The organism is Halochromatium salexigens (assembly GCF_016653295.1).
In the GTDB taxonomy this organism is placed as follows: domain Bacteria; phylum Pseudomonadota; class Gammaproteobacteria; order Chromatiales; family Chromatiaceae; genus Lamprobacter; species Lamprobacter salexigens.
Genome location: NZ_NHSF01000051.1, coordinates 67,794 through 90,777, shown reverse-complemented (window position 1 = coordinate 90,777; position 22,984 = coordinate 67,794). Strand labels below are relative to the sequence as shown.

The following is a 22,984-nucleotide window of genomic DNA, read 5'->3' as shown; positions in this document are numbered from 1 at the left end:
TTCCGCGCTAGCCCGCCGCGCTAGACCCAAAGCACGGCGAGCTTGAGCTCCAGTGCCTCGAAGGGTGGCGCCCGCACGCTGGTCGCTTCGGCGGCCTCGAGTAGCAACCGCCAGGTGCCCTGTTCGAGTCCATAGACCTCCAAGGTGCGCCGCGTCGGATCGACGAGCCAGGCGTATGCGACGCCATAGTGGGCATAGAGCGGTAGCTTGATCTCGCGGTCCTTGCTCGCGGTCGAGGGCGAGAGGATCTCGCAGACCCAGTCCGGCACCACCTCGAAACGATGGCCCTCGGGGATGCGCGGCATCCGTTCGCGTCGCCAGCCGGCCAGATCTGGCACGGCGACCTCCTGGTCGCGCAGGAAATGGACCTCGGGCTCGACCAGAATCCACCAACCGCCAGGGCCGCCGTCGCCCTCATCGTAGCCACGGCCGATGCGCCGATCGAGACCCACGCTGACCCGCCCATGCGGCCCACTCGGACGTGGTTGGGTATAGAGCTGTCCATTCAGGATCTCGCCGGTCAAGCCTTCAGGCAGCGCCTGCAATTGCTCATAAAGAGTGAGTTGATAGGCCAAGGAGACCATGTTGTCGATACCGGTTGCCCTGTTCTCGTTGAGCGCTGGCGCTAAAGCTCGTAGTCGATCAACAGCGCCTCGCGGCGCAGCGCCTCGTCGTCGCACTCGTTGGCCCAGACCTTGAGCAGTCCGCGTAGCGCGGCGCTGTCGCGTTTGTCGTGGGTGCCGAGGTAGTTACGCGCGGCGACGATACCGCCCTCGCGATAGATGCTGATCAGCCCGCAGAGCACGTCCCAGAGCGCCTGCGGATGCTCGAGGCGTTGCTCGGCGCGCTCCTCGGGCTTGAGCAGCCGCAGCTTGCTGCCGCGAATCGCCAGCGGTGCGGCCCGTTCACCGTCGCTGGCACTGGCGTAAGCGACCAGGTCATCGCTGACGCGATAGTTGCCGTTGCGCTGTTGGAGATGGAAGCTCAGCGAGCGGCTTATCTGCAGCGCATCATCGAACGCGAACTCGCCCAGCCCATTGATGCCGAGCGCGATCACCGCCAGGCGCGATTCGCTGTCGAGATCCTCGACCGTCACCAGCCCACCGGAGAGGCGGCTGACCTCCTCCTCGGCCACCACGCGCGCCGCCTCCTGCATGGCGCGGGTAGGCGGCACGTCTTCATCGCCGTCTTGGACCGGCCAATGTTCCGAGTAGACGCGCAGCGCCCGGCCCCAGGAGGCAATCATGCGATCGACCGGGTTCAGGTTCAGACGTGCAAACTCGGTCAGTCCCTCGCGCACCGCCGTCTCCAGTCGGCCACGCACCTCGTAGGCCCAGCTCGACGGCTGGCGTGCGCTGCGATCGGCGGGGCGGCAGGCGATGAAGATGGTCGAAGCCGCTGCGGCTAGGTTCATCTGATGTGTGGAGTAGCCGCCCTCCGACTGGACTGGCATGCAGGCGGTGATGTCCCAGCCGGCCTCGATCAGGGCGTTGGTCAGGGTCTCCCAGGCATCGGCGCCCTTGTGGGTGAACATCAGCGTCATCAGGCCCTCGGGCTTGAGCACCCGGCGGCACTCGGCGAAGGTCTCCTGCATCAAGGTTTCATAGCGCGCCTTGGCCAGTTTCGCCGAGCCATCGCGCGCAGGATTGGCGACCACCTCGTTTTGCTTGTCGGTGACCTCGTCGTCGAACCAGCCCGGATAGAGATCGCCGAGCGAGCGTTTTTGCCAGACGTAATAGAAGTCCGACAGCTCGCTGTACTGCACGTTGTCGTAGTAGGGCGGGTCCATGACCACGGCATCGACGCTCTGATCGGCGATGCCTTGGAGCTGTTGCGATGGTCCCAAGGTTTGAATCAAATCACCCGGCTGCAAGCCTTGCTGGTGGCGGTTTGCTAGCAGTTCGGCGATGCCTTGGTAGGCATCCAACACCTGCGAGATTCCCCAGCGGAAGCCCGAGGATGGGCCGGAGAAGACCATTTCGCCGAAGGTCCATTGAAGCGCGAAGTTGTGCCGGCTGAAGGCTCCCTTGACAATCCCTTGCGTATATTCCCAGCGCGTATGGCTGCAGTTGTAATCGATGCCCTTATCGAGCATAAACTGGAGATAGGTCACCACAGCCCGTCCTTTCTCCTCCCCCAGTTCCTCGAGAATCCTCGGCTTGGCCTCGCTCAGTGCTTCCATCACCGTCAGATGTCCAAGCAACTGGCGCGGCGTGAACATGTCAATCCACAGGTTCTCGCCATACATGCGATGACCGCGGTCGTAGTTGGAAATCTCGCCGATGGACTCATTCGGCACCAACCCCTTCATCTCGAAGTCGAACCGCCGTGCCTCCAGCTCCGCCGAGGCCGCCGCAAGCGCCTGCTGATCGATCTCGTTGGGCGCGCGGAAGTAGCGCACCTTGCTGGTCTTGATCTCGCCCTTGCGCGCGCCGCTGGCGAAGCGCTGCACCTCGCCATGCTTGTCGAGCTTTGGCTCCAGACGAATGCCGACCACGCAATAGAGCACATCCTGCCAACGTCCCAGCTCGGACTCGCCGCGCGCCTGACGCTTGATCTCATCGCCCGCGATTGCCTGATGGCAGTGCACGCACTGGCCAACGCCGCGCGTGACGGTGCCGGCATCCAACGTGCGCGCGTCTGGCTTGCGCCCCTCGCTGCCCAGCACATAGGGCTCGAAGCGCACCGTCTTGTCCGCTTGCGGCTGCACATCGACCGCCCATTGCTCGCCCTCCTTCGATAGCCAAAGGGAGTTGAGCAGCGGTGCCTCGCCGCCACAGTGGGGGCAGGTGACTTGGCGGCAGTAGAGCAGCCCCATGTGGTCGTGCTCGGTCGCGTACTCATCCACCAAATCAGGGCGTCGCTGGAGATGCCGCTCAAGCGCCACGCGCTGATCTGACGGGATTGGGCTGAACGGCGTGAACGGCGCCATCTTCGCTTCGACGGTCTCGCGAAGGGTATCGCCCCAGCGCGCGATGTCCTCCAGCAAGGCCAGCCCGTAACGCGCCGGATAATCCAGCGTCGCTTTGAGGATCACGCTCGCCACCGGATTCAGCTCATTGGCGATCACTCGATGACCAAGGCGCAAGGCCTCGAATGGGATCGATCCGCCACCTGCGGTTGGATCGAGCACGACCTTTCGCTGCGCCTCCGGCAACGGTTTGGTTGGGGTTTCAAAGGCGCGTGAGTAACCGTAAGAGTCCTCGTCATCCCAACGCAGCGATCTGCCTAAAATTACCTGGACATCATCGCGCTTGGCAAAGGCGATCTTGTCCTTGACTCCGGCTGGATCGGCAACTGCCTTGATGACTTGGAGTGCATTGCCGGGTTCAATCGCAATGCTAGGCAGCGCTTGTACTTCCGCTTGCCAAGCTTGAAGCACCGGATCATTGGCATAGTCTGGACCAGCTGATTCCAACTGGACGATGAGGTCACGACAGCGTGCCCGACGCTGGTGTTCTTTATCGAGCGCAGCAAGCACGGTGTCGTCGATCGGCAGTAGCCAATGCTCTGGATCGTTGTCATCGCGGACCAGGCGTTTTGTGATGGTCTCGCTGATCAAGGTCCAACGCTCATCTCCGATTAGCGCTTGCCAACGTACGATGCCAAGATTGCGGATGAAGGCTTCCGGGTCAGCATCTGCCGGCAGCAAAGAGGCCAGGATCGCCGCGCGGCTCGGCGTCAGCGGGCGGCGTGCCCACCAGACATGCAGGCGATGCGTCGGCGGTGCCTTGCCGGTGTCACGCTCGCGCCGGGTCTCCGCTCCCACTTGATGGCAGGGAAAACCGGCCTCGATCAGGCGTAAATCGTCTTTGGCCATGGTCTTTACGCCTTGAGTTGAGAAACTAGGCTTTGAAGTTGAACCCGAAGATCAGGCAGATCGCGCTGCACAACGGTCCACACAATCTCGAGATCCACGGACCAGTAGCCATGACTGATTCGGTTACGCATGGCATACAGCGCAGACCACGGAATGTCTTGATGCTGCGCGATCAGATCAGGTCCGTGGAGTTGGACGTTGCGAGAGGCCTCGCCAATGATCTCGAGGTTGCGGATCACCGCATCTTGAAGCTGCGCGTTATCGACGAAGGCCTGTTTAGAGGCTTGATCGGTATAGGCTTGAATGCGATCGATGGCCTGCAAGATGTGTCCCAGATAGTCTGGCACGCGCAATGTCTTGCTGTTCATACCGGCCGCGCCTCACTGAGAACCCGATCCCGAAATTCGCTCGGCAGGGCCTTCGGTGTCAGCACATCGATCGGAATGCCAAGTTGCGACTCCAATTCCACCTGGATGCGAGCGATATCGAGCAAGGAGGTTTCTGCTGTTGGCTCAACCAGTAGATCCAGATCGCTTTCCTCACCATCGGTGCCCAGCAGCACCGACCCGAACACGCGCGGGTGACTGGCCCGGTGCGCGGCAACGATGCGACGGATGGTTTCACGGTGTTGCTCAAAGGCAATGGAGGGTTTCATGGTATGGTCCCATGTGAGATTAACTGTTGCGGTTCATGCCATTGCGGAAATCTTCTCCACCATACCTCGGCCAGCGGTTGGGGGAGGCAAAGGATGTCCATCTTGTTTGATCAGCTCTATCCACTCATCGACGATCTTGCAGAGTTCCGAGTAGACCTGCTCTTCGTGATCACCGTGACAGCACGGCCCGATGATCCCAGGACACTGACCGACAAAACACTGGTCCTCATCAGACCACTCGACAACTTTGAGATACCGAGCGCTTTCTTTCATTGCTTCGACTCTTTGATCTTTTGTTTCACCTCGCGCTCCTAGTATGGCTTGGCGTCATCGCCAAGATTCTCCGAGAGCGTCATTCGAGAACCCTTGTGATGTTGAAGGTTCCTGTGGCTTCCTTTTCCGCCGCGATTCACAAAGCCGGCCCGCTCAAGATCGCGAAGCAATTCTCGTATCTTTCGAGGCATTTTTCGTTATTGTCAGAGTAGCAACTGTTGCTGCCTTAGCGCGCCAACAAGGCGTTCAGTCTAGCCCCGCGCGCGGATACGCTCCAACACCAGCGGTAGGCGCTGGTCGCCCGCATCACCACACAGCATCAGCCGCAAGCCGCTGATCGCCCAACTGCGCAACACCGGGTCGGCGGTGGTGACATTGGCCAGCCAGTAGACCGCCTCTTCGCGCGAGAGGAGCGCCACACGCCGTCCGATCAGCTCGATGCGCGTGACATCCTTGACCTTGCCTTGCAGCCGAAAGAACAACGCCAGACGCGCCCCGGCCGCCTCATCGAGGGGCAGATTCAGATCGGTCTCCTGCAGACCTTGCGCGGACATGAAACGCTCCAGCCCCAGCGCAATGCCTTGGTCATCCTTGACCGCTTCGAGGATGCGCCTGAGCACGGGCAAACAGGCGCGCACCCCGTCGCCATGCAGACTCCCGCGCTCGACGTGTTTGGCGCGCGGGTTGGTCAAGCCCGCGGTGTCGTCGCGATCCTCGGGGGCGATGCGCTCCTTGACGATCAGCAGGGGCGGCGGCAGGTCGCTGCGGCGCGTGATGCGCAACAGATAGGGCGCGCGCTTGGCTTGCTTGGCCAGTTGGGCGTGATCGGCGGGAGCGCCGGGACGCGCTCGCCGCGAGGTCGCCTGAGCAGAGGTGGGCATGAGGCGGAATTATCCTTCGAGTTGCTTGAGCAAGCTCAGGAACTTGCAGTTGGGGTCAGGCTCGCCGAGGGTCAGGCGGACCTCGCCGTTGTTGTCGAACTGCAGCCGGTTGTTCAGCGCGGCGAACAGGGCGCGATTGTCGACCAGGTCGCCAACCGTGGTGGAACTCACCGCGAACTGGAAGGGCGCCTTGTCGTGCAGTTGAGCCTCGATATTGAGCATCGCCACTTGGGTCTTGGATTGGCTGAGCGCGGTGCCGGCGAGCAGATTGAGGATCTGCTTGATCTTATCCTTGTCGCGCAGGGTGAACTGTTGCTGCTGGACCTTAGGTGGACTGATCCAGCCGCGCGCCTGGGCCTCATGGTAGGGCATGACGATGCCGGTCTTCAGCGCATCCAGCGGCAGGCTGTCACCGGTCCGGGCCTGGTCTGGGTCGGGGGTGCCGGCGGCATCGAAGGACTCGGCGGGAAAGACCACCAGTTTGCGCTGCGCGAGGAGGTTGGTCAGTTGCTGGCTCAGCACGTTGGGATCGACCTTGTCGTGCTCCTGCTCGACGCTTGCGGTCAACGCCTCCAGGTCGAGTGTCGTGCGGCTCTCGATGGTCTGCTCCAGCCAATCCGCGACGGTATCGGGTCGGCGCTCGATGTCTTCCAGCCAGCCCAGTTGCTTGGCGTGCTCCTTGGTGCAGAGGATCCAGCCGCCAGGCTCGGCCAATGGCTCGACGGTGAGCGGTGGTGGGTTCTCCTTGTGGTAGAGGGCTGTGGGCTTATGCGCCTTGGGGTCCGGCATCTCGCCCAGGCACCAGGCGCCGCGCTTGCTGCCCTCGACCAGGATCGGGGCCAGCAGGTCCGGACGCTGCAGGATCGGCCAGTGGCGTCGGGTGGCGAAATGCATGACCAGCGTGCTCACGCTGACCTGCGGGTACTGATCGAAGAACAGTTTGCCGAGCAGGGTCTGGGTCTCGGCGGTCGGTGCGCGCGCTTCGGTGATCAACTCGCCCTCGTCGGCCAACTGCCTGAGGATGGCATCTTCCAGGTGCAGCCCACCGGAGCCGCCAGCGGTCGGTCCAGCGCCGCCTTTGCCCAGGTCGCGCGTGGCCACCCGTCCTTGGTCACGACTGGGAAACAGCAGGTAACGGTAGGACGTTTCGATCGCGGTGCGCAGCTCGGCCGGACTCTTGGCCGCGCGCTCCTTGAATTCGGTCTTTTGCAGTTGGTCGTGGCTCACGCCCCAGTTCTCGGGATTGGCCTTGAGGCGCTCGACGGCGATGGCCTTGTGCGCCAGGGCCAGGATGTGTTGGCGTGTGCGGCGCTCCTGCTGGGTGCGGGTCTCGTTCCAGACCGACTCTTTGATGTAGACGACGCTGGGTGCGAGCAAAAAGACCTGGTTCTGATACTCACGGATCGCGCTCCCGCGCTGTTCGATGAAGCGCACCGGGTCGAGTTCGGCGGTCTCGAAGCGGATGATGCCAAGCTGTGGTTTGGGCGATTTATCCGGGATCGCTTCACCGTCGCTGATGTTGGCGTGAACGTCGAAGACCGCAGACCGATCGACCAGCGTCCGCACGACTTGCTCGACCCGATCCAGCGCTTCGTCATCGGACACATTGCCCTCGATGCGGCGCAGGATATTGTTCAGCGTCGGCACGGTGTCGGCGTACAGGCGCCCGTTGCGGTTGCGCAGGTAGTTCGCTTCGGATTCGATCTGCGCGAGGGCGGAATGGACGGTCGCCGGTTTGATGGCCGGCGAGGCCATTTCGTACACCGCTGAGGCCAGATCGATGCCAAATTTCTCATCCTGCAGACCGCCGCCGCGGCCGACCAGGCTGTGCAGGAATACCACCCGCCAGGACCATTCATGCACCGGGTAGCCGTCTGGATGCGGGTTGCCGTGATCCAGCTCGCCGGCGACGCTGAGGCCGGTCGCGGCGGTGCCGGCGACCTTGCTGATGTCGGCGTCGAGCACGGCTTGCAGGTCGGTGTTGCCGGTCTTGCCCAGCAGCTCGCCGCGGATGGTGCTGTCGGCGAGATCGAGGTGCCCGGTCTGGATCAACGGGATCGCCAGCTTGGCCTCCCAGATGCGCCGCACCGCACGCGCCAGAGTGCGCAGCAGCCCGCGCGTGCTCTGGAAGGTCTCGACCTGTGCGAGTTCTTGGGAGAGGAATTCGATCAGCTTGGGATGGAAGGGGTAATGGGCGATGAGTTCGTCATGGCGGCGCGGATTGCTGGCTTCGGCGGGCAGGTCGGTGCCGGCCTGGCGATAGGTCGCGGTGAAGGCATCGGCGATCTGCACAGCCGCGTCCTGGTCGACGCGGGTAAACAGACGTTTGGCCATGATGCGCGAGAGATCGCCCTCCTGCACCGGGGTCGTCGCACCGGCGGCGCGATTGACGACATCGCGCATCTCCTTTTGCGCATCCGAGACGATCGCCTCGGCTTGACTCTGGCTCATGCCGTGGGTGCTCTTGAGCTGGCGGATGAGCTTGTTGAAGTCGCCAAAGGCGTTGCTGACCGAGGCCAGGCTGATGACGACCGCGATGTTCGGGCGCGACTCGGTGTAGGTCGACAGCGACATCAGGAACGCCGCCGCCTGCTGGGCACCGAGTCCTGGGAAGGCCGCCTCCATGCGCGAGAGATACTGCGCGATCTCGTCGATCAGGATGAGGGTCGGCCGCTCACCGAGCAGGGCGTCGAAGAAGGCTTCCGAGCCGGGGGCCGAGGCGTCATCGAGGCGGGCCTGGATCGGCACTTGCTGTTCGGGGGTGAGGATGTCTTGGGCGATCAGCCACCAGAGCGTATTCGGCTTGGGCTGTCCACCGTCGACGCCTTCGCGCAGGGTATCGACCGTGTCCCCGATCACGCCGACGACGCGAATCGCACCCGGCGGCGCGAGGCGTTCGGCCGGCACGATGCCTGCAAGAGGCTCGGTGAGGGCTTGGCCCTGCTTGGCGGCATGGGTGAGCGCGATCAGGGTGTGGGTCTTGCCGCCGCCGAAGGCGTTGTCGATGCGCTGGATCGCCGGACGGGACAGATCGCCCTGATTGAGTCGCGCCAGGACATTATCGAGGATGCTGATCAGCCCTTGCGTGGGGTAGGTCGCATCGCGGAAGAAGGCGACCGGATCGGAGTACAGGGCGCTTGCTCCCTCGCGCGCCTGCCCCTTGGCGTAGTCGGTGAGCACACGGCTCAGGCGGGCGGTGAAGATCTCGGGGTTGAAGGTGCCGGCGAGGATTTCGGGGCGCGGTTGGCAGCTCGATAGGACGTCTTGCATGTCAGCTCCCTGCGGTTGTGAACGTACTCTTTCACGGCCTTGGCGGATTGTACAGCGACCGCTAGTGTTCCATGACCCTCGATGAGCGATAACAGGATACAATCGGCGCCCAAACAGGCTCAGGGATGAAATTCGGAGTGAAAAAAATTGCAATGAGTGTTCGCGAGACCAAGCTTCACGATCACCGCCCTCTTACGTCACAGCTCGGCTGGCGGGTTCGGCTCGATGCCTACTATCGGTTGATTCGGCTCAATAAGCCGATCGGTATCTTCCTGTTGATGTGGCCGGCGCTCTGGGCGCTCTGGCTCGCCGGTGAGGGCCAGCCGCCCTGGCCGGTGGCGCTGATCTTCGTCGCTGGCGTGGTGCTGATGCGCTCGGCCGGCTGCGCGATCAACGACTATGCCGACCGTAAGCTGGATGGCCATGTCGCGCGCACCAACACGCGGCCGTTGGCACAGGGCCTGATCAGCCCGATCGAGGCGGTGGCGGTGTTCGTGCTCCTGAGTCTCGCCGCCTTCGCGCTGGTGCTGCTGTTGAATTGGCAGACCATCGCCATGTCGGTGGTGGCGGTGACGCTGGCGATGATCTATCCGTTCATGAAGCGCTTCACCCATGTGCCGCAACTGTTCCTGGGCGCGGCCTTCGGCTGGGCGGTGCCGATGGCCTTCACCGCGATTCAGGAGACGGTCCCGCTCTATGCCTGGGTGTTGTTCGTGGCCACGGTGATCTGGGCGCTGATCTATGACACCGAATACGCGATGGTCGATCGCGAGGATGATCTGAAGATCGGCATCAAATCGACCGCGATCCTGTTCGGCCGCTGGGATCGGCTCATCGTCGCGCTGCTGCAGGTGCTGATGCTGCTGATCCTGATCTGGGTCGGCGTCCAAGCGGGGCTGGGCGCGGCCTATTTCGTCGGACTCGCCGTCGCTGGGGCACTGTTCGGTTACCAGCAATGGTTGATTCGGGCGCGCGCGCCGGCGCGTTGTTTCGAGGCCTTTCTCAACAACAACTACTTCGGCATGGCGGTGTTCCTCGGTCTGGTCTTCGACTATCTGCTCGCGCCCTGATCCAGCGCCGCACTGGCTGCCCATCTCTGACCCCGATGAAGACCTTGGGAGGAATCCGATGACCGCGCAATCCCTGTCCTCGGACGCTATCTAGACAGGCAGCAGTGGCCGTTGCAGAAGCCATTCAGGCACGGAACTGGACCGCCGCGCGAGCCGGATGTCAGGTGCTTCTCAGGCGACAGCATTGGGAGTGGGTTCCTCTTCGATGGGCTTGGCTTCAGGATTCGGAAACCGCTCAACTACCCAAGCCGGCAGCTTGGCCTGATGGGCATGATAGAGGGCGTCGGATTCGATGATGATCAGCACCAGCACGGTGACCATGATCGGCAGGATGCCGGTGCCGACGACCAGCGCGATGGCGGCCTCCTTCATCAGCCCGCCATAGGTATGGCCGAGCCAGCCGAGCGTGATGACCAGGCCCGATAACACCAGCATGCCGATGAACAGGCGGCTGCGCCGCGCGCAGACCTGCCAATGACACATCACGTACCAGGGATCGCGGCCGATCGAGCGGCGCGCGCGCCAGAGCGTAAAGCCGAGCAGCGAGAGCGAGACGGCCGGAATCACCGCCATCACCCAGGGAAAACTCCCCGCGATCCCTCCGGCGGCGACGGCCATTAGGATATGATTGCCGATCAGGTTGGTGAGAAAGAGTTCGTGCGGGATCTTGGCTTTCTTGATCTCGTGGTCGCTGACGTCAAAGCGCATCGATGACTCGGTATGATCCAGGGAATCCCTGGATCATATAAGACGGATCGAAGACTGTCATCTCTATCAGAGATATCGGCGCCAATGCTCGGGACGGGGATCGCGACAGCCGTGCTCGAGGTTCTCCCAGCGTTTTGCGAACACCAACTTAGTGGAATTGCTATCGCTGCGTGCCCAGCCGTGGTTCTCGCGATAGGTCTCTTCGGTGTAGTAATAGAGTGAGCGTTTGAGTTTGAAGAGCAGGGCGCCGTCGAGGTGCAGCCCGAGTTCGCCCAGGGCGGTTTCGAGTTCCTCAAGGCAGGTCTTGCGTAGGTCGTAGGTCAGATCAAGCAGGATTGGCGACAGGGGCTCGGCTTGGATGACACCGTCGACCTCGGCCAGGAAGACTGCCGCAGTGCGCGCGTCGTTACGCTCTGGATGCAGATCCCGAAAATGGATCTGACGATGTTTGATGCGGTCTGGGTCGGGCTTTTCCATAGGCGAAGTATGCTCAATCGAGCGGACGCTGATCAAGGTTTTCGTGCGGGCGCGCGTTCAGGCGAGGGCTGAGGATCGCCTGTGTCACCCGTTCCTGACCGGCAAGGTCGCGCCAGGTTTCAATCGCCTCAAGCCCCTGCTGCTGCATGAGCGCGCGCACGTCCGCGCCCTGATCCCAGCCGTGCTCGATCGCGAGCAGTCCGCCGGGTTTCAGGCAGCGGGGCGCATCGGCGATGAGCGCGCGAATGGCGAGCAGACCATCGGCCCCGGCGACGAGCGCGGCCCGGGGCTCGAAGCGCAGATCGCCCTGGCCGAGATGCGGATCATCGGCACGCACATAGGGTGGATTGGCGATGAGCGCATCCAAGGAGGCGCGGCCCAGTGCGCTCGACCAGTGGCCGCGCATCAGACTGAGGTTGTCGAGCTGAAGCCGCGCCGCGTTCAGGGCCGCGATGGCGAGTGCATCGGGGTCGCGCTCGAGGCCGATCAGAGACCAACGGGGGCGCTCATGCGCGAGCGCGGCGGCGATGGCACCGCTGCCGGTGCCGAGGTCGGCGACGCGCAGTGCTTGGTCCGCCGGCAGGGCTCGCAGGGCCAGCTCCACCAGGGTCTCGGTCTCCGGCCGCGGGATCAGAGTGGCGCGGCTGACACGAAGCTCGAGACTCCAGAACGCGCGCTGTTGCAGCAGGTAGGCGATTGGCTCGCCGGCGACGCGCCGTGTCAGCAGTTGTTCGAACCGCTGCCGCTGGGCAGCGTCGACCGCTCGTTCGGGCCAAGCGAAGAGCTGCCCGCGCTCGAGTCCCGTGGCGAGACTCAACAACAGGTCGGCCTCGAGTGCGGCGCTGGCATAGCCGGCTGCCGCCAGGCGCTGGCTGGCCGCGCGCCGCAGTTCGCCAATACCGTCGTCCGCTGCGGCGCTCACGGGGGCGGATGCGCCGCTCAGGCGGTCGTCAGTTCGGCGAGCAGGTCGGCCTGATGTTCCTGCCGTAGCGGCTCGACGACCTGATCGAGATGGCCCATCATCACCTCATCGAGCTTGTAGAGGGTCAGGTTGATGCGGTGGTCGGTGAGGCGGTTCTGCGGAAAGTTGTAGGTGCGGATTCGCTCGGAGCGATCACCGCTGCCGACCTGCAGCCGGCGCGAGGCGCTCTGCTCGGCGGTCTGTTCGTCCTGCGCGGCCGAGAGTAGCTTGGCCTGCAGCAGCGCGATCGCTTTGGCGCGGTTCTTGTGCTGCGAGCGCTCGTCCTGGCATTCAACGACGATGCCGCTTGGCAGATGGGTCAGGCGGACCGCGGAATCGGTCTTGTTGACGTGCTGACCACCGGCGCCGGAGGCGCGATAGGTGTCGACCCGCAGATCATTGGGGTCGACGCTGATCTCGTCGACTGCATCGACCTCGGGCAGGATCGCGACGGTACAGGCCGAGGTATGGATGCGTCCCTGGGATTCGGTCTCAGGGACGCGCTGCACGCGGTGGGCGCCGGACTCGAATTTGAGCCGAGAATAGACGCTACTGCCGCTGATGCGGACCGCCACCTCTTTATAGCCGCCCATCTCGCCGTCGCTGGCGTTGATGATCTCGTGGCGCCAGCCTTGTAGCTCCCCATAGCGCAGATACATGCGCAGCAGATCGCCGGCGAAGAGGGCCGCCTCGGCGCCCCCGGTGCCGGCCCGGACTTCGAGGTAGATATTGCGATGATCATTGGGGTCCGGCGGGATCAGCAGTCGGTTGAGTTCGGGCTCGAGCTGTTCGCGTTGCTGCTCGGCGGCGTCGAGTTCCTCGCGCGCGAGCGCGGCCATCTCCTTGTCGGCGAGCATCGCGCGGGCCGAGGCGCTCTCGGCCTCGAGATCCAGATAGCGCTGCCAGCAATCGATCAGCGGCTCGAGCTGCGCGTATTCGCGCCCGAGGTCGCGGAACTGGTTTTGATCCGACTGCACCTCGGGCTCGGCTAGCAGGGCGGTGATCTCGGCAAAGCGCTCGGCGAGCCGATCGAGCTTGCCCCGAATGGATGGGTTCATCAGTTGCCGGTGTCTTGACCCTGGGAGAGCTGGAACAGCTCATTGGCGGCGTCAAGCAGCTCCGATTGCCCCTCGCGACCGGCCTGTCGTAACCGCACGCTGGGCTCATGCAGGAGCTTATTGGTTAGTACGTGGGCCAGATGGTGCATCACCTCGTTGGCGGGCTTGCCGGCGGCGAGTTGTCGCGCGGCGCGCGAGACGGCCTCGTCGCGCACGCATTCGGCGCGGGCACGGTAATCCTGGATCAGGGAGACGGCATCCAGCGAGCGCACCCAAGCCATGAACTCGGTGGTATGCAGGTCGATGATCTCGACAGCCTGCTCGGCGGCATGGTTGCGCGAGCGCATGCCCTCGTCGACCACGCCTTGCAGATCGTCGACGGTGTAGAGATAGACATCGCGCAGCTGCCCGACCTCGGGTTCGATATCGCGCGGTACCGCGATGTCAACCATGAACATGGGCCGATGCCGACGCTGCTTGAGCGCGCGCTCCACTGTGCCCTTGCCGAGCACCGGCAGCGGGCTAGCGGTCGAGGAGACGACGATGTCGGCCTCGGGCAGATGGCTCGCCAGCTCGGTCAGGGCGATGGCGTAGCCGTCGAATTGGACCGCTAGCCGGTGTGCACGATCGACGGTGCGGTTGGCGACGATGATGCGCCCGATGCCGTGTTGATGCAGATGCCGGGCGGCGAGTTCGACCGTCTCGCCGGCACCGACCAGCAGGGCGGTCTGCTTGGAGAGATCGCTAAAGATCTGGCGTGCCAGGCTGACCGCGGCAAAGGCCACCGAGACTGGACTGCTGCCGATGGCGGTGTCGGTGCGCACCTGCTTCGCGACTGCGAAAGTGCATTGGAATAGCCGTCCCAGGAGCCGGCCGCTGCTGCCACCCTCGCAGGCGGTCTTGAAAGCGGCCTTGACCTGCCCAAGAATCTGCGGCTCGCCGAGGACCATCGAATCCAGCCCGCAGGCGACCTTGAAGAGATGAGTCACGGCGTCACGATCCTTATGCATATAGAGATGCTGGGCGAACAGCTGCGGCTCGATGCCATGGAATTGGCCGAGCCAGTCGCGCACCGGCACCTCGATATCGCGGCTCTCCGAGGCGCAATAGATCTCGGTGCGATTGCAGGTCGAGACGATGATCGCCTCGTCTGCTGGGCTTTGTTCGAGCAGCGTCCGCAGTGCGGCGACAATGACGTCCGGCCCGAAGGTCAAACGTTCACGGATGTCGACAGGGGCTGTCTTGTGGTTGAGTCCGAGTACGATCAGTGGCATGGCGGAATGAAGGGCTAGCCGGTTGTCTGCGATGCTCTCCGGCCCGCACAACGGCAAGGACGGTGCTTCGGGGCCGCGAGTGGTTGCTTTCCGCGATAGGAACTGCATGAGTATACTGCGATCGAAGCACTTAACCGGCTGATCGCGGTCAACCATCTGCCTGCCCCTTGATCTATGCGCAACCGAACTCTCGCCCCATTTCTTTTAGTCCCGATGCTCGTGTTGATCGCCTTCGCGAGCAATGCTGATCAGCCGCCATCCCATGCGACTCCAACCGAGTCGACTGCGGCGCCTGGCTCATCCGCACCCGCGCCCGCCGTTGCGCAATCACCGACTACGCTGAGTCCCGAACTCATCTATGCCGCGCTGGTGGCGGAGGTCGCGCTTCAGCGCGGCGATTACGACGCGGCCTTCGAGCATTTTCTGCGCGCCGCCGAGCTAGCGCGTGAGCCGAGCCTAGCCGAGCGCGCCGTGCGTTCGGCGTTAAACGCCAAACGCTCGGCGGCGGCGCGACAGGCACTCGACCTCTGGACCGACCTGGAACCCGATGCTCCCCAGGCCCATCAACTCGCGGCCTTTCTGGCGTTGGAGGCGGGTGATCAGGAGTGGGCCTTGGCCTCGCTGGAGCGGGTGATCGAGCTCGCTGGGGTTCCGGGTCAGGGCTACCTTCAGGCCGCGCAAATCCTCGGCCGGCTCCCCGATCCGGCGGATCGCCTCAGGGTGATGCGGAGGTTGGTCGATGCGCTCGACGCGCAGGAGGATGCCGACGCACAGTTTGCGCTCGCGACCTTGGCTGCCGCCGCCAATCAGGATGAGGTCGCGATACAGCTTGCTGAGCGCGCTGCAAAGCTGCGTCCAGGCTGGAGCGATCCGCAATTGTTTCTGGTGCGCCTATTGGTCAGGCGCGAGCAGATCGAACAGGCGCACGCGATGCTTGATCGCTACCTCGGCGAGGCGCCTGCCGATCCTGAACTCAAGCTGATGAAGGCGCAGTTGCACATGGATGCCGAGGAGCCAGAGCAGGCATTGGCGGTCTTCGATGAGCTGCTCAAGCGTGACCCGGAGCGTCCGGATGTCTTGATGGCCGCGGCTGTTTTAGCCCTTGAGATTGGCGACCTCGATAAGGCGCGACGCTTTCTCGAAGCGCTGCAACGCCTTGAGGAGCGTCCGAATGATGTCGCCTTCTTGCTCGGCCAGGTCGAGGAGCAATCGGGCAACAGCGACGCGGCATTGGCGCTGTATGAGCAGGTGCGCGGGCAGAACCGGACCAGTGCGCAGGTGCGGATCGCTAGCCTGTATGCGAAAGCAGGCGAGATAGCGCGCGCGCGCGAGCTGCTTCAGCAACTGCGCGATCAGTCTCCCGGCCAAGACGTGACCTTCTATCTGATTGAGGGTGAGTTGTTACGCGCGCAGGGGCTCGACCAGCAAGCTCTCGATGTTTACGACAGGGCCCTCGCGGAGCAGCCGGCTCATGTGGATCTGCTTTATGCCCGCGCGATGCTGGCCGTTGGTATGGACAAGGTTGGGATGCTTGAACGCGATCTGCGGCGCATCCTGGTTGATCACCCCGATCACGTCGACGCACTCAATGCCCTCGGCTACACTTTGGCAGATCGCACGGATCGCCTCGATGCCGCCCAGGCCTTCATCGAGCGCGCGCTGCAATTGCGCCCCGATGATCCCGCCATTCTGGACAGCATGGGCTGGGTGCTCTACCGCAAGGGCCAGGCGGAAGACGCCGAGGATTATCTGCGCAAAGCGCTCGAGCAAGGCTTCGATGCCGAGATCGCGGCCCATCTTGGCGAGGTACTCTGGTCCCTGGGGCGCAAAGATGAGGCGCGGGAGGTGTGGGGGCACGCGCTCGACGAGGCGCCGGAGCATGAGTATCTGTTAAGGGTGCTGAGTCGCTTCCGCTTCTCGCACACCGATCACTAATGGCGCCGGCGCCGATGGGAATTCCGCAACCCGCGTCGGATGGCGCCTGGCTGGCGCCCGCGAAGCTCAATCTAATGCTGCGTGTACTCGGGCGCAGGCCCGATGGCTATCATCGATTACAGACCGTTTTTCAGTTTGTCGACCAGTGCGATCGGTTGTTCTTCGAGCCGCGTGCGGATGGGGGCATCGAACGTCTTGGTGGGCCGCCCGAGATCCCGCCCGAGCAGGATTTAGTCGTGCGCGCGGCGCGCGCGCTCCAAGAAGAAACCGGCTGTGACGCGGGAGTGGACATCCGCCTCGAGAAGCACTTGCCGATGGGTGGTGGACTCGGCGGTGGCAGTTCGGACGCGGCCACGACGCTGCATGCCCTGAACCGGCTTTGGGGAACCGCGCTTGCCACCGAGCGGCTCGCGGAGATCGGGCTGCGGCTTGGCGCCGATGTGCCGGTATTTGTGCGCGGGGATGCAGCCTGGGGTGAGGGTGTTGGCGAAAGTCTGGTCCCGGTTGAGCTGCCAATGCCTTGGTATCTCGTGCTCATACCGCCGTGTCAGGTCTCGACTGCGGCGGTCTTTGGCGATCCGGGATTGACAAGAGATTCGGCGCCGATCACACTAGGCGACTTTCTGCGCGGCAATGCTAACAATGATTGTCTTGCCACGGTGCTCGCGAACTATCCTGTGGTGGCCAATGCCTACCGTTGGCTTGCCGAGCGCGCGGAAGCCAAGCTCACTGGAACCGGAGCCTGTCTCTTTGCGGCTCTGCCGGATCGAGCGGCGGCCGAGCAGTTGCTCAGCGAGGTGGCGCCGGAGATTCCGGCGTTCGTCGCTCGCGGGCGGAACAGGTCGCCGCTGTTTGCCTCGCTTTACGGCGAGGGATCAGGGCCAACCGGCTGAGCTGGATCAATCGATTGGGGCGTCGCCAAGCGGTAAGGCACTGGGTTTTGATCCCAGCATTCCCAGGTTCGAATCCTGGCGCCCCAGCCACACTTTACCAGACCAAGAGTGGCCATAACGGTGCCCCTTGAGACAAAAGGACAATCCGTGCAGGCCAGCACCTTGATGGTGTTCTCGGGGAATGCGAATCCCGCGCTCGCCAGTGAGATTGTTGCGCACCTGGGTTTGCCGCTGGGCAAGGCCGTCGTCGGCCAGTTCAGCGACGGCGAGGTCATGACCGAGATCCAGGAAAATGTGCGCGGCCGCGATGTCTTCATCGTCCAGCCAACCTGCGCGCCTACTAACGACAACCTGCTCGAATTGATGGTGATGATCGATGCCCTGCGCTGGGCATCGGCAAAGCGCGTCACTGCGGTGATCCCGTACTTCGGTTATGCCCGTCAAGACCGGCGCCCGCGCTCAGCCCGGGTGCCCATCACCGCGCGCTTGGTCGCTAAAATGATCGGCTCGGCGGGCGCCGACCGTGTATTAACGGTCGACCTTCATGCCGATCAAATCCAAGGTTTTTTCGACATTCCGGTCGACAATGTCTACGCCTCGCCGATCCTGCTTGGCGATATCTGGCGACAGAAGCACGAGAAGCTGATGGTGGTCTCACCGGATGTCGGGGGCGTTGTGCGCGCGCGCGCTCTAGCGAAGCGGCTTGATGATGCCGATTTGGCTATCATCGACAAGCGGCGTCCGCGTGCGAATGAGGCGAAGGTGATGAACATCATCGGTGATGTCCGTGGGCGCTCCTGCGTGCTCGTCGACGACCTAGTCGATACCGCGGGCACGCTCTGTCAGGCTGCCGCGGCGCTGAAGGAACAGGGCGCATCACGGGTGCAAGCCTACTGCACTCATCCGGTGCTCTCGGGGCCGGCGGTGGATAATATCTCGGCCTCGTCCCTTGATGAGCTGGTCGTCACCAACACGATCCCCTTGCGCCCCGATGCGCGCGAGTGCCCGAAGATCCGGCAGCTCGGGATCGGCGAACTCCTCGCCGAGACCATGCGCCGAGTATCGAACGAAGAATCGGTCAGCTCGCTCTTCGTCGACTGACCAAGGCGAATGCGCATTGCGCGCATGTCCTGACTGGCGCCGGCATCTGGTCGCGGATGTCGGCGTTTTGTCGTTATCTAATCTGGAGACTCTGTCATGAGTGATGTATTTGAAGTCGCGGCCCAGCCGAGAAGCGACACGGGGAAGGGTGCGAGCCGCCGCCTGCGTCGTACCGGGCTGGTGCCGGGCATCGTCTATGGTGGTAACGACGAGCCGGCGATGATTGCCGTGCCTCATAGCGAGCTCGAGCGTCAGCTCGACTATGAAGCCTTCTATTCGAGCTTGCTTGATCTGAAACTGGGCAATAAAACCACCAAGGTCGTGCTCAAGGATCTGCAACGGCATCCGGCCAAGCCTTTCTTGTTGCATGTGGATTTCCTGCGCGTGAGCCGTGATGAAAAGCTGCGTTTGACTGTTCCGATCCACTTCGTCAACGAAGAGGGTTGCCCCGGTTTGAAGATGGGCGGCACTATCTCGCACAACATTACCGAGATTGAGATCAGCTGCTTGCCGGGCAATCTGCCTGAGTATCTCAGCGTCGATATGGCCGAGATGACGCTCGGCGATGTCATTCATGTCTCGGAACTCAATCTCCCGCCAGAGGTAGAGCTGACCCACTCGCTTGATCCCGAGACCCCGGTGGTCATGATCTTCGCGCCGCAGTCGGAGAGCGCGGACGCTGATGATAGCGCCGAGGGCGAAGCCGCGCCTGGTAGCGGGCCTGGCTCGGATTGATCAGCAATCAATTGATCAGGATTCAGGGAGGCGGACGATGAGCGATTGCACTGGGCGGTCATCGGCCTGTTAGCGCGATGGAGGAGCAAGGCATTCAGTTGATTGTGGGGCTCGGTAATCCTGGCCCTCAGTATGCCGGAACGCGGCACAATGCCGGCTATTGGCTGGTCGATCGCATCGTTGAGCGTGCTGGCGTGGAGTTGCGGCCAGATGCCAAGTTCCAGGGTTTGCTGGCTCGCGTCAGTGGCGACGGGGGCGACCTGCGATTGCTGAAGCCGACAACGTTCATGAATCACAGCGGCCGTGCGCTAGCGGCTGTTTGTCGCTATTTCGATATCAGGCCTGAGGCGGTGTTAATCGCCTACGATGAACTCGATCTCCCGGTGGGCTCGGTCAAGCTCAAGCTTGGCGGTGGTCATGGTGGTCACAATGGGATACGCGACAGCATGGCCGCGCTCGGCAGTCGCGACTTTTGGCGGCTGCGTATTGGGATCGGCCATCCTGGGGCCAAGGAGCAGGTGATTGGTTATGTACTGAGTCGGCCCTCGCGCGTTGATATGGACGCAATTCTCGAGGTTGTCGATCAGGCTGAAGGCTGCCTTCCGGAACTCTTGGCGGGTGAGTATCAGCGGGTAATGAATCGCTTGCACGCGCGTCCCTGAGCAGGGGCTCTGCGGATGAAAATGCAGCAAACTGCCTGTTGGCGGTTTGCTGCTCCTCCTTTGGTTTTTATTCGGTCAGTAGAGCCAGGCGAAATTCACGCCCACCTCATACTGGTGCATCTTGATTTCCGGGGCCTGGCTGCCGGTGAACTCCCCAGGCCCAGAGATGCTGCCCTCCGGCGCATACATGCCCCAGAAGGTCAGCTCGAAGTTGTCTTGGAGCAGGTAACTGGCGCCGAGCGTGAAGTGGTTTTCCGGTGTCGCCGGGGCTAGGGTGTTGAATGCCACCTGACTGCCATCGATCGGGTTATCGGCGTGGCTGTATCCGGCGCGCAGCTGCAGCTTGTCATTCATTGTGTACTGGACGCCGAATTTGAACACCGTCATATCGTCCCAGCCGAAACCGGCACCCTCGGAGCCACCGAGACAGTAACGCGCATCATAGGTCGCGCCGGGTGCGCTCGGTTGGCCAAAGGCGGCGTTGAGGTCGCAGCGCAGTGCGAGATGGTTGTCATTGGCGATCGCGGGGACGTCGCTATACCAGATCTGCTGAACGTCGAAGGCGAACGCCAGTTGATCAGTCGGCTTGAAGGCGATGCCGAAAGTGCCGACCGCAGGAATGTCAAAATCACCGCCCTCGGCGAACAGGTCTGAATATTTGTCGAATTTGTCCATATACATTTTGGTCCGGTACGAGGCGCCGAGCGAGAGCATCGGGTTGACCTCCCAGAGACCGCCGACCTGGAAGCCGTAACCCCAGGACGAATCCTTGCCGTTATCGCTCAAGTTGGACGGCGAGACAGCGCTCCTTGTCTGGCTCGCGAGCATGCTTTGGGTGAAGGTCTGAGTGAAGCCCTGAAAGGCACCGACGCCCTTGACCTCGATGGTCTGATAACCGAGCAGAAAGGAAGCGCCGAGACTGAATCCGTCGGCCACTTCGCGCGAGTAGGCAAGCGAAAAACCGAGTTGCTCGAGGTTGACGCCGGCGTTGCCTGCGCCCTGTGCGCTCGTACCCGGTATCTGCATGCCGGCGCGCAGGTCAGGTGGTAGATACGCCGGCGGGTTTGCCAATCGGTTGTTACCGCCGAAGGTACCAACCCCCATGAAGGTATCGCTGCTGCGGTAATCGGTATTCATACCACCGTTGGCGAAGATCGCGATACCGATGGCGCTGCGGTCGTCAAGGGGCTGAGCGTAGCCGAAGTTCGGGATTAGAAAGTCGTTATTCTCACTTGTGACGCTGCCGGTGCCGCGCGCGCCGCTGCCGATTGGCCCGAACGCGCCTTGTTCGCAGCCGGTTTCGCAGAATGGGTCCGAAGGTGTGACCCCCTCATACTTTCGGCGCGGGCTGAACCACGCTAAACCGACATCGGCGCGCCGGCCGATCTTGCTGACACCGGCCGGGTTGGCCACGATCGCCAATGTATCTTGTGGCATGGATACCGCGCCCGCTCCTGCCATGCCCTTGGCTACTGGCGAATAACCGTGCGACATATAGCCATTGGTGGCATGAGCGACGGGCGCCAGTGAACCGCAAGCCAGCGCCAAGGCGCTGGCTCGAATCTTTTTATGCATGATTGGGGAACCTCCTCCCTCTCTCCTCGCTGACCGGCTGCGTGGTGAGCGCCGGTTGATGTGGTCAAATGTGTTTCAGCATTGAAACATTCTGTGGCGCAATGTGACTTCTTCGCGAAGCATTGTCAATCATTCGATTGCGAATTGTCATGCACTCTCGGGGCAGGCGCACGCAGGCGGCTGTCGCTTGCAAACCGGCGACTTCGCGAGGAGGAGGATTCATGGCCGGGTTGCGCGAGCGCGCAACCCGGCTGGGCGTTTTGCCGAGGAGGGCAGGGGCTCAGGCGGGGCAGGCAGGCTCACGCCCGATCGAGACATAGGTGACCCCGGCGGCCGTGACTTGGGTGGGATCGAACAGGTTGCGCCCATCGAAGATGACCGGCGTGTTCAGCTGCGCCTTAATGTCGGCAAAGTTAGGGCTACGGAACTCGCTCCATTCGGTGACGATGACCAGCGCATCGGCGCCTTCGATCGCGTCCATGCGATTCTCGACCAGTTCCAGATCGCTGCGCTCGCCATAGATTCGCCGCGCCTCCTCGGCGGCGACCGGATCGAACGCGCGCACGCGCGCGCCAGCGGCCCAGAGTTGCTCCATCAGGCGGCGACTCGAGGCCTCGCGCATGTCATCGGTATTCGGCTTGAATGCCAGGCCCCAGAGGGCGAAGGTCTTGCCTTGGAGGGCGCCCTCGAAGTGGCGCTCGATCTTGCTGAACAGCCGCTCCTTCTGACGGTGGTTGACCGCCTCGACCGCCTGCAGGAGTTCGGCCTTGTAGCCGGAGGTGGTGGCCGTGTGCTCGAGCGCGCGGACATCCTTGGGGAAGCAGGAGCCGCCATAGCCGCAGCCCGGATAGATGAATTGGTAGCCGATGCGCGGGTCGGAGCCGATGCCGACGCGCACCATCTCGATATCGGCACCGACCGCTTCGGCGATGTTCGAGAGTTCGTTCATGAAGCTGATCTTGGTCGCGAGCATGGCGTTGGCGGCGTATTTGGTCAGCTCCGCAGAGCGCACGCCCATGACCATGACGCGATCGTGATTGCGATTGAACGGGCCATAGAGGGCGCGTAGCAACTCGCCGGTGCGCGGGTTGTCGGTGCCGACGATGATGCGGTCTGGACGCATGAAGTCTTCGATCGCGGCGCCTTCCTTCAAGAACTCAGGGTTGGAAACGACGTCGAAATCGATGTGATGTCCGCGCTCCGACTGTGCCGCGCGCATGGCCTCGGCGACGCGATCAGCGGTGCCAACGGGGACTGTCGATTTATCAACGATGACGCGATACCCCGTCATGCGTTCGCCAATCGATTTGGCCACCGCGAGTACATGCCGTAGATCGGCCGAACCATCCTCGTCTGGCGGGGTGCCGACGGCGATGAATTGGAACAGCCCGTGGGCGACGCCTTCATCTGGGTCGGTGGAGAAGCGCAAGCGGCCAGCTTGGCGATTCTTGGCGATCAGGTCGTCGAGCCCGGGTTCGAAGATCGGGACACCGCCGGCGTTGAGCATGGCGACCTTGTCCTCATCGACATCGATGCAGATGACCTGATTGCCGACTTCAGCCAGGCAGGCGCCGGTCACCAGGCCGACATAGCCGCTTCCAAAGATGGTGACGTCCATCGAGAGTCCTCTTATTCG

At 62.8% G+C, this 22,984-nt stretch carries 21 protein-coding genes and 1 tRNA gene; 7 read left to right on the top strand and 15 right to left on the bottom strand.

The window, feature by feature from the left end; translation table 11 throughout:
* Window positions 1-20: 20 nt before the first annotated feature.
* Genes CCR82_RS07725 through CCR82_RS07690 form a run of 8 tightly spaced genes read right to left on the bottom strand, consistent with a single transcriptional unit; the run spans window position 21 to window position 8,899 of the window.
* Window positions 21-584, bottom strand: a complete 564-nt coding sequence (locus tag CCR82_RS07725) for a Uma2 family endonuclease (protein ID WP_201244807.1) — start codon at window positions 582-584, stop codon at window positions 21-23.
* Between the two features lie 41 nt (window positions 585-625).
* On the bottom strand, window positions 626-3,820 hold the full coding sequence (locus CCR82_RS07720; protein WP_201244806.1) for a DUF1156 domain-containing protein: 3,195 nt from the start codon (window positions 3,818-3,820) through the stop codon (window positions 626-628).
* Between the two features lie 5 nt (window positions 3,821-3,825).
* Complete coding sequence (locus CCR82_RS07715) at window positions 3,826-4,188, bottom strand: HepT-like ribonuclease domain-containing protein (protein WP_201244805.1); 363 nt, start codon at window positions 4,186-4,188, stop codon at window positions 3,826-3,828.
* Window positions 4,185-4,475, bottom strand: coding sequence for a nucleotidyltransferase family protein (locus tag CCR82_RS07710; protein ID WP_201244804.1), 291 nt, complete (start codon window positions 4,473-4,475; stop codon window positions 4,185-4,187). The genes CCR82_RS07715 and CCR82_RS07710 overlap by 4 nt, the downstream gene beginning before the upstream one ends.
* Before the next feature lie 33 nt (window positions 4,476-4,508).
* The gene (locus tag CCR82_RS07705) at window positions 4,509-4,748 is read right to left on the bottom strand and encodes a hypothetical protein (RefSeq protein WP_201244803.1); all 240 of its coding nucleotides are present in this window, start codon (window positions 4,746-4,748) and stop codon (window positions 4,509-4,511) included.
* A gap of 38 nt (window positions 4,749-4,786) precedes the next feature.
* Window positions 4,787-4,939 carry a type II toxin-antitoxin system HicA family toxin gene (locus CCR82_RS07700; RefSeq protein ID WP_201244802.1) on the bottom strand — a complete coding sequence of 51 codons (153 nt, stop codon included), beginning with the start codon at window positions 4,937-4,939 and terminating at the stop codon, window positions 4,787-4,789.
* A gap of 60 nt (window positions 4,940-4,999) precedes the next feature.
* On the bottom strand, window positions 5,000-5,629 hold the full coding sequence (locus CCR82_RS07695) for a DUF7680 family protein (protein WP_201244801.1): 630 nt from the start codon (window positions 5,627-5,629) through the stop codon (window positions 5,000-5,002).
* A gap of 9 nt (window positions 5,630-5,638) precedes the next feature.
* Window positions 5,639-8,899: a DUF499 family protein gene (locus CCR82_RS07690; protein ID WP_201244800.1), complete on the bottom strand. Its 3,261-nt coding sequence runs from the start codon at window positions 8,897-8,899 to the stop codon at window positions 5,639-5,641.
* A 152-nt stretch (window positions 8,900-9,051) separates the two neighbouring features.
* Between CCR82_RS07690 and ubiA the strand changes: the two genes are divergently transcribed.
* Window positions 9,052-9,969 carry a 4-hydroxybenzoate octaprenyltransferase gene (ubiA, locus tag CCR82_RS07685; protein ID WP_201244850.1) on the top strand — a complete coding sequence of 306 codons (918 nt, stop codon included), beginning with the start codon at window positions 9,052-9,054 and terminating at the stop codon, window positions 9,967-9,969.
* Window positions 9,970-10,140: 171 nt separating this feature from the next.
* On the opposite strand, the gene CCR82_RS07680 is transcribed toward ubiA, so the two are convergent.
* From CCR82_RS07680 to hemA, 5 genes are all read right to left on the bottom strand, one after another.
* Window positions 10,141-10,677: a hypothetical protein gene (locus tag CCR82_RS07680; RefSeq protein ID WP_201244799.1), complete on the bottom strand. Its 537-nt coding sequence runs from the start codon at window positions 10,675-10,677 to the stop codon at window positions 10,141-10,143.
* Window positions 10,678-10,743: 66 nt separating this feature from the next.
* Window positions 10,744-11,154, bottom strand: a complete 411-nt coding sequence (locus CCR82_RS07675; RefSeq protein WP_201244798.1) for a hypothetical protein — start codon at window positions 11,152-11,154, stop codon at window positions 10,744-10,746.
* 13 nt (window positions 11,155-11,167) lie between these two features.
* Entirely contained in the window at window positions 11,168-12,076 is a 909-nt protein-coding gene (gene prmC, locus CCR82_RS07670; RefSeq protein WP_338073137.1) for a peptide chain release factor N(5)-glutamine methyltransferase, read from the bottom strand.
* A 17-nt stretch (window positions 12,077-12,093) separates the two neighbouring features.
* Window positions 12,094-13,173, bottom strand: a complete 1,080-nt coding sequence (gene prfA / locus CCR82_RS07665) for a peptide chain release factor 1 (RefSeq protein ID WP_201244797.1) — start codon at window positions 13,171-13,173, stop codon at window positions 12,094-12,096.
* Complete coding sequence (gene hemA / locus CCR82_RS07660) at window positions 13,173-14,447, bottom strand: glutamyl-tRNA reductase (RefSeq protein WP_201244796.1); 1,275 nt, start codon at window positions 14,445-14,447, stop codon at window positions 13,173-13,175. Before hemA ends, prfA begins: the two co-directional genes overlap by 1 nt.
* A gap of 213 nt (window positions 14,448-14,660) precedes the next feature.
* Between hemA and CCR82_RS07655 the strand changes: the two genes are divergently transcribed.
* From CCR82_RS07655 to pth, 6 genes are all read left to right on the top strand, one after another.
* Window positions 14,661-16,382 carry a tetratricopeptide repeat protein gene (locus CCR82_RS07655; protein ID WP_207190943.1) on the top strand — a complete coding sequence of 574 codons (1,722 nt, stop codon included), beginning with the start codon at window positions 14,661-14,663 and terminating at the stop codon, window positions 16,380-16,382.
* A 14-nt stretch (window positions 16,383-16,396) separates the two neighbouring features.
* Complete coding sequence (gene ispE, locus CCR82_RS07650; RefSeq protein WP_201244794.1) at window positions 16,397-17,275, top strand: 4-(cytidine 5'-diphospho)-2-C-methyl-D-erythritol kinase; 879 nt, start codon at window positions 16,397-16,399, stop codon at window positions 17,273-17,275.
* Between the two features lie 15 nt (window positions 17,276-17,290).
* A tRNA-Gln gene (locus CCR82_RS07645) sits at window positions 17,291-17,365 on the top strand.
* A 57-nt stretch (window positions 17,366-17,422) separates the two neighbouring features.
* Entirely contained in the window at window positions 17,423-18,376 is a 954-nt protein-coding gene (locus tag CCR82_RS07640; protein ID WP_338073139.1) for a ribose-phosphate diphosphokinase, read from the top strand.
* A 96-nt stretch (window positions 18,377-18,472) separates the two neighbouring features.
* On the top strand, window positions 18,473-19,111 hold the full coding sequence (locus CCR82_RS07635) for a 50S ribosomal protein L25/general stress protein Ctc (RefSeq protein WP_201244793.1): 639 nt from the start codon (window positions 18,473-18,475) through the stop codon (window positions 19,109-19,111).
* A gap of 77 nt (window positions 19,112-19,188) precedes the next feature.
* The gene (gene pth, locus CCR82_RS07630; RefSeq protein WP_201244792.1) at window positions 19,189-19,773 is read left to right on the top strand and encodes an aminoacyl-tRNA hydrolase; all 585 of its coding nucleotides are present in this window, start codon (window positions 19,189-19,191) and stop codon (window positions 19,771-19,773) included.
* Window positions 19,774-19,848: 75 nt separating this feature from the next.
* On the opposite strand, the gene CCR82_RS07625 is transcribed toward pth, so the two are convergent.
* Both CCR82_RS07625 and CCR82_RS07620 read right to left on the bottom strand, forming a co-directional pair.
* Window positions 19,849-21,348, bottom strand: a complete 1,500-nt coding sequence (locus CCR82_RS07625) for an OmpP1/FadL family transporter (RefSeq protein ID WP_201244791.1) — start codon at window positions 21,346-21,348, stop codon at window positions 19,849-19,851.
* A 280-nt stretch (window positions 21,349-21,628) separates the two neighbouring features.
* Window positions 21,629-22,966, bottom strand: a complete 1,338-nt coding sequence (locus CCR82_RS07620; protein ID WP_201244790.1) for a UDP-glucose dehydrogenase family protein — start codon at window positions 22,964-22,966, stop codon at window positions 21,629-21,631.
* Window positions 22,967-22,984: the final 18 nt, after the last annotated feature.

Coding starts and splice junctions, on each gene's coding strand:
- hemA (WP_201244796.1), bottom strand. CDS start 14,447: ATGCCACTGATCGTACTCGGACTCAACCACAAGACAGCCCCTGTCGAC.
- CCR82_RS07700 (WP_201244802.1), bottom strand. CDS start 4,939: ATGCCTCGAAAGATACGAGAATTGCTTCGCGATCTTGAGCGGGCCGGC.
- prfA (WP_201244797.1), bottom strand. CDS start 13,173: ATGAACCCATCCATTCGGGGCAAGCTCGATCGGCTCGCCGAGCGCTTT.
- CCR82_RS07655 (WP_207190943.1), top strand. CDS start 14,661: ATGCTCGTGTTGATCGCCTTCGCGAGCAATGCTGATCAGCCGCCATCC.
- CCR82_RS07725 (WP_201244807.1), bottom strand. CDS start 584: ATGGTCTCCTTGGCCTATCAACTCACTCTTTATGAGCAATTGCAGGCG.
- pth (WP_201244792.1), top strand. CDS start 19,189: ATGGAGGAGCAAGGCATTCAGTTGATTGTGGGGCTCGGTAATCCTGGC.
- CCR82_RS07710 (WP_201244804.1), bottom strand. CDS start 4,475: ATGAAACCCTCCATTGCCTTTGAGCAACACCGTGAAACCATCCGTCGC.
- CCR82_RS07680 (WP_201244799.1), bottom strand. CDS start 10,677: ATGCGCTTTGACGTCAGCGACCACGAGATCAAGAAAGCCAAGATCCCG.
- CCR82_RS07715 (WP_201244805.1), bottom strand. CDS start 4,188: ATGAACAGCAAGACATTGCGCGTGCCAGACTATCTGGGACACATCTTG.
- CCR82_RS07675 (WP_201244798.1), bottom strand. CDS start 11,154: ATGGAAAAGCCCGACCCAGACCGCATCAAACATCGTCAGATCCATTTT.
- CCR82_RS07720 (WP_201244806.1), bottom strand. CDS start 3,820: ATGGCCAAAGACGATTTACGCCTGATCGAGGCCGGTTTTCCCTGCCAT.
- ubiA (WP_201244850.1), top strand. CDS start 9,052: ATGAGTGTTCGCGAGACCAAGCTTCACGATCACCGCCCTCTTACGTCA.
- CCR82_RS07690 (WP_201244800.1), bottom strand. CDS start 8,899: ATGCAAGACGTCCTATCGAGCTGCCAACCGCGCCCCGAAATCCTCGCC.
- CCR82_RS07625 (WP_201244791.1), bottom strand. CDS start 21,348: ATGCATAAAAAGATTCGAGCCAGCGCCTTGGCGCTGGCTTGCGGTTCA.
- CCR82_RS07695 (WP_201244801.1), bottom strand. CDS start 5,629: ATGCCCACCTCTGCTCAGGCGACCTCGCGGCGAGCGCGTCCCGGCGCT.
- CCR82_RS07620 (WP_201244790.1), bottom strand. CDS start 22,966: ATGGACGTCACCATCTTTGGAAGCGGCTATGTCGGCCTGGTGACCGGC.
- CCR82_RS07635 (WP_201244793.1), top strand. CDS start 18,473: ATGAGTGATGTATTTGAAGTCGCGGCCCAGCCGAGAAGCGACACGGGG.
- ispE (WP_201244794.1), top strand. CDS start 16,397: ATGGGAATTCCGCAACCCGCGTCGGATGGCGCCTGGCTGGCGCCCGCG.
- CCR82_RS07705 (WP_201244803.1), bottom strand. CDS start 4,748: ATGAAAGAAAGCGCTCGGTATCTCAAAGTTGTCGAGTGGTCTGATGAG.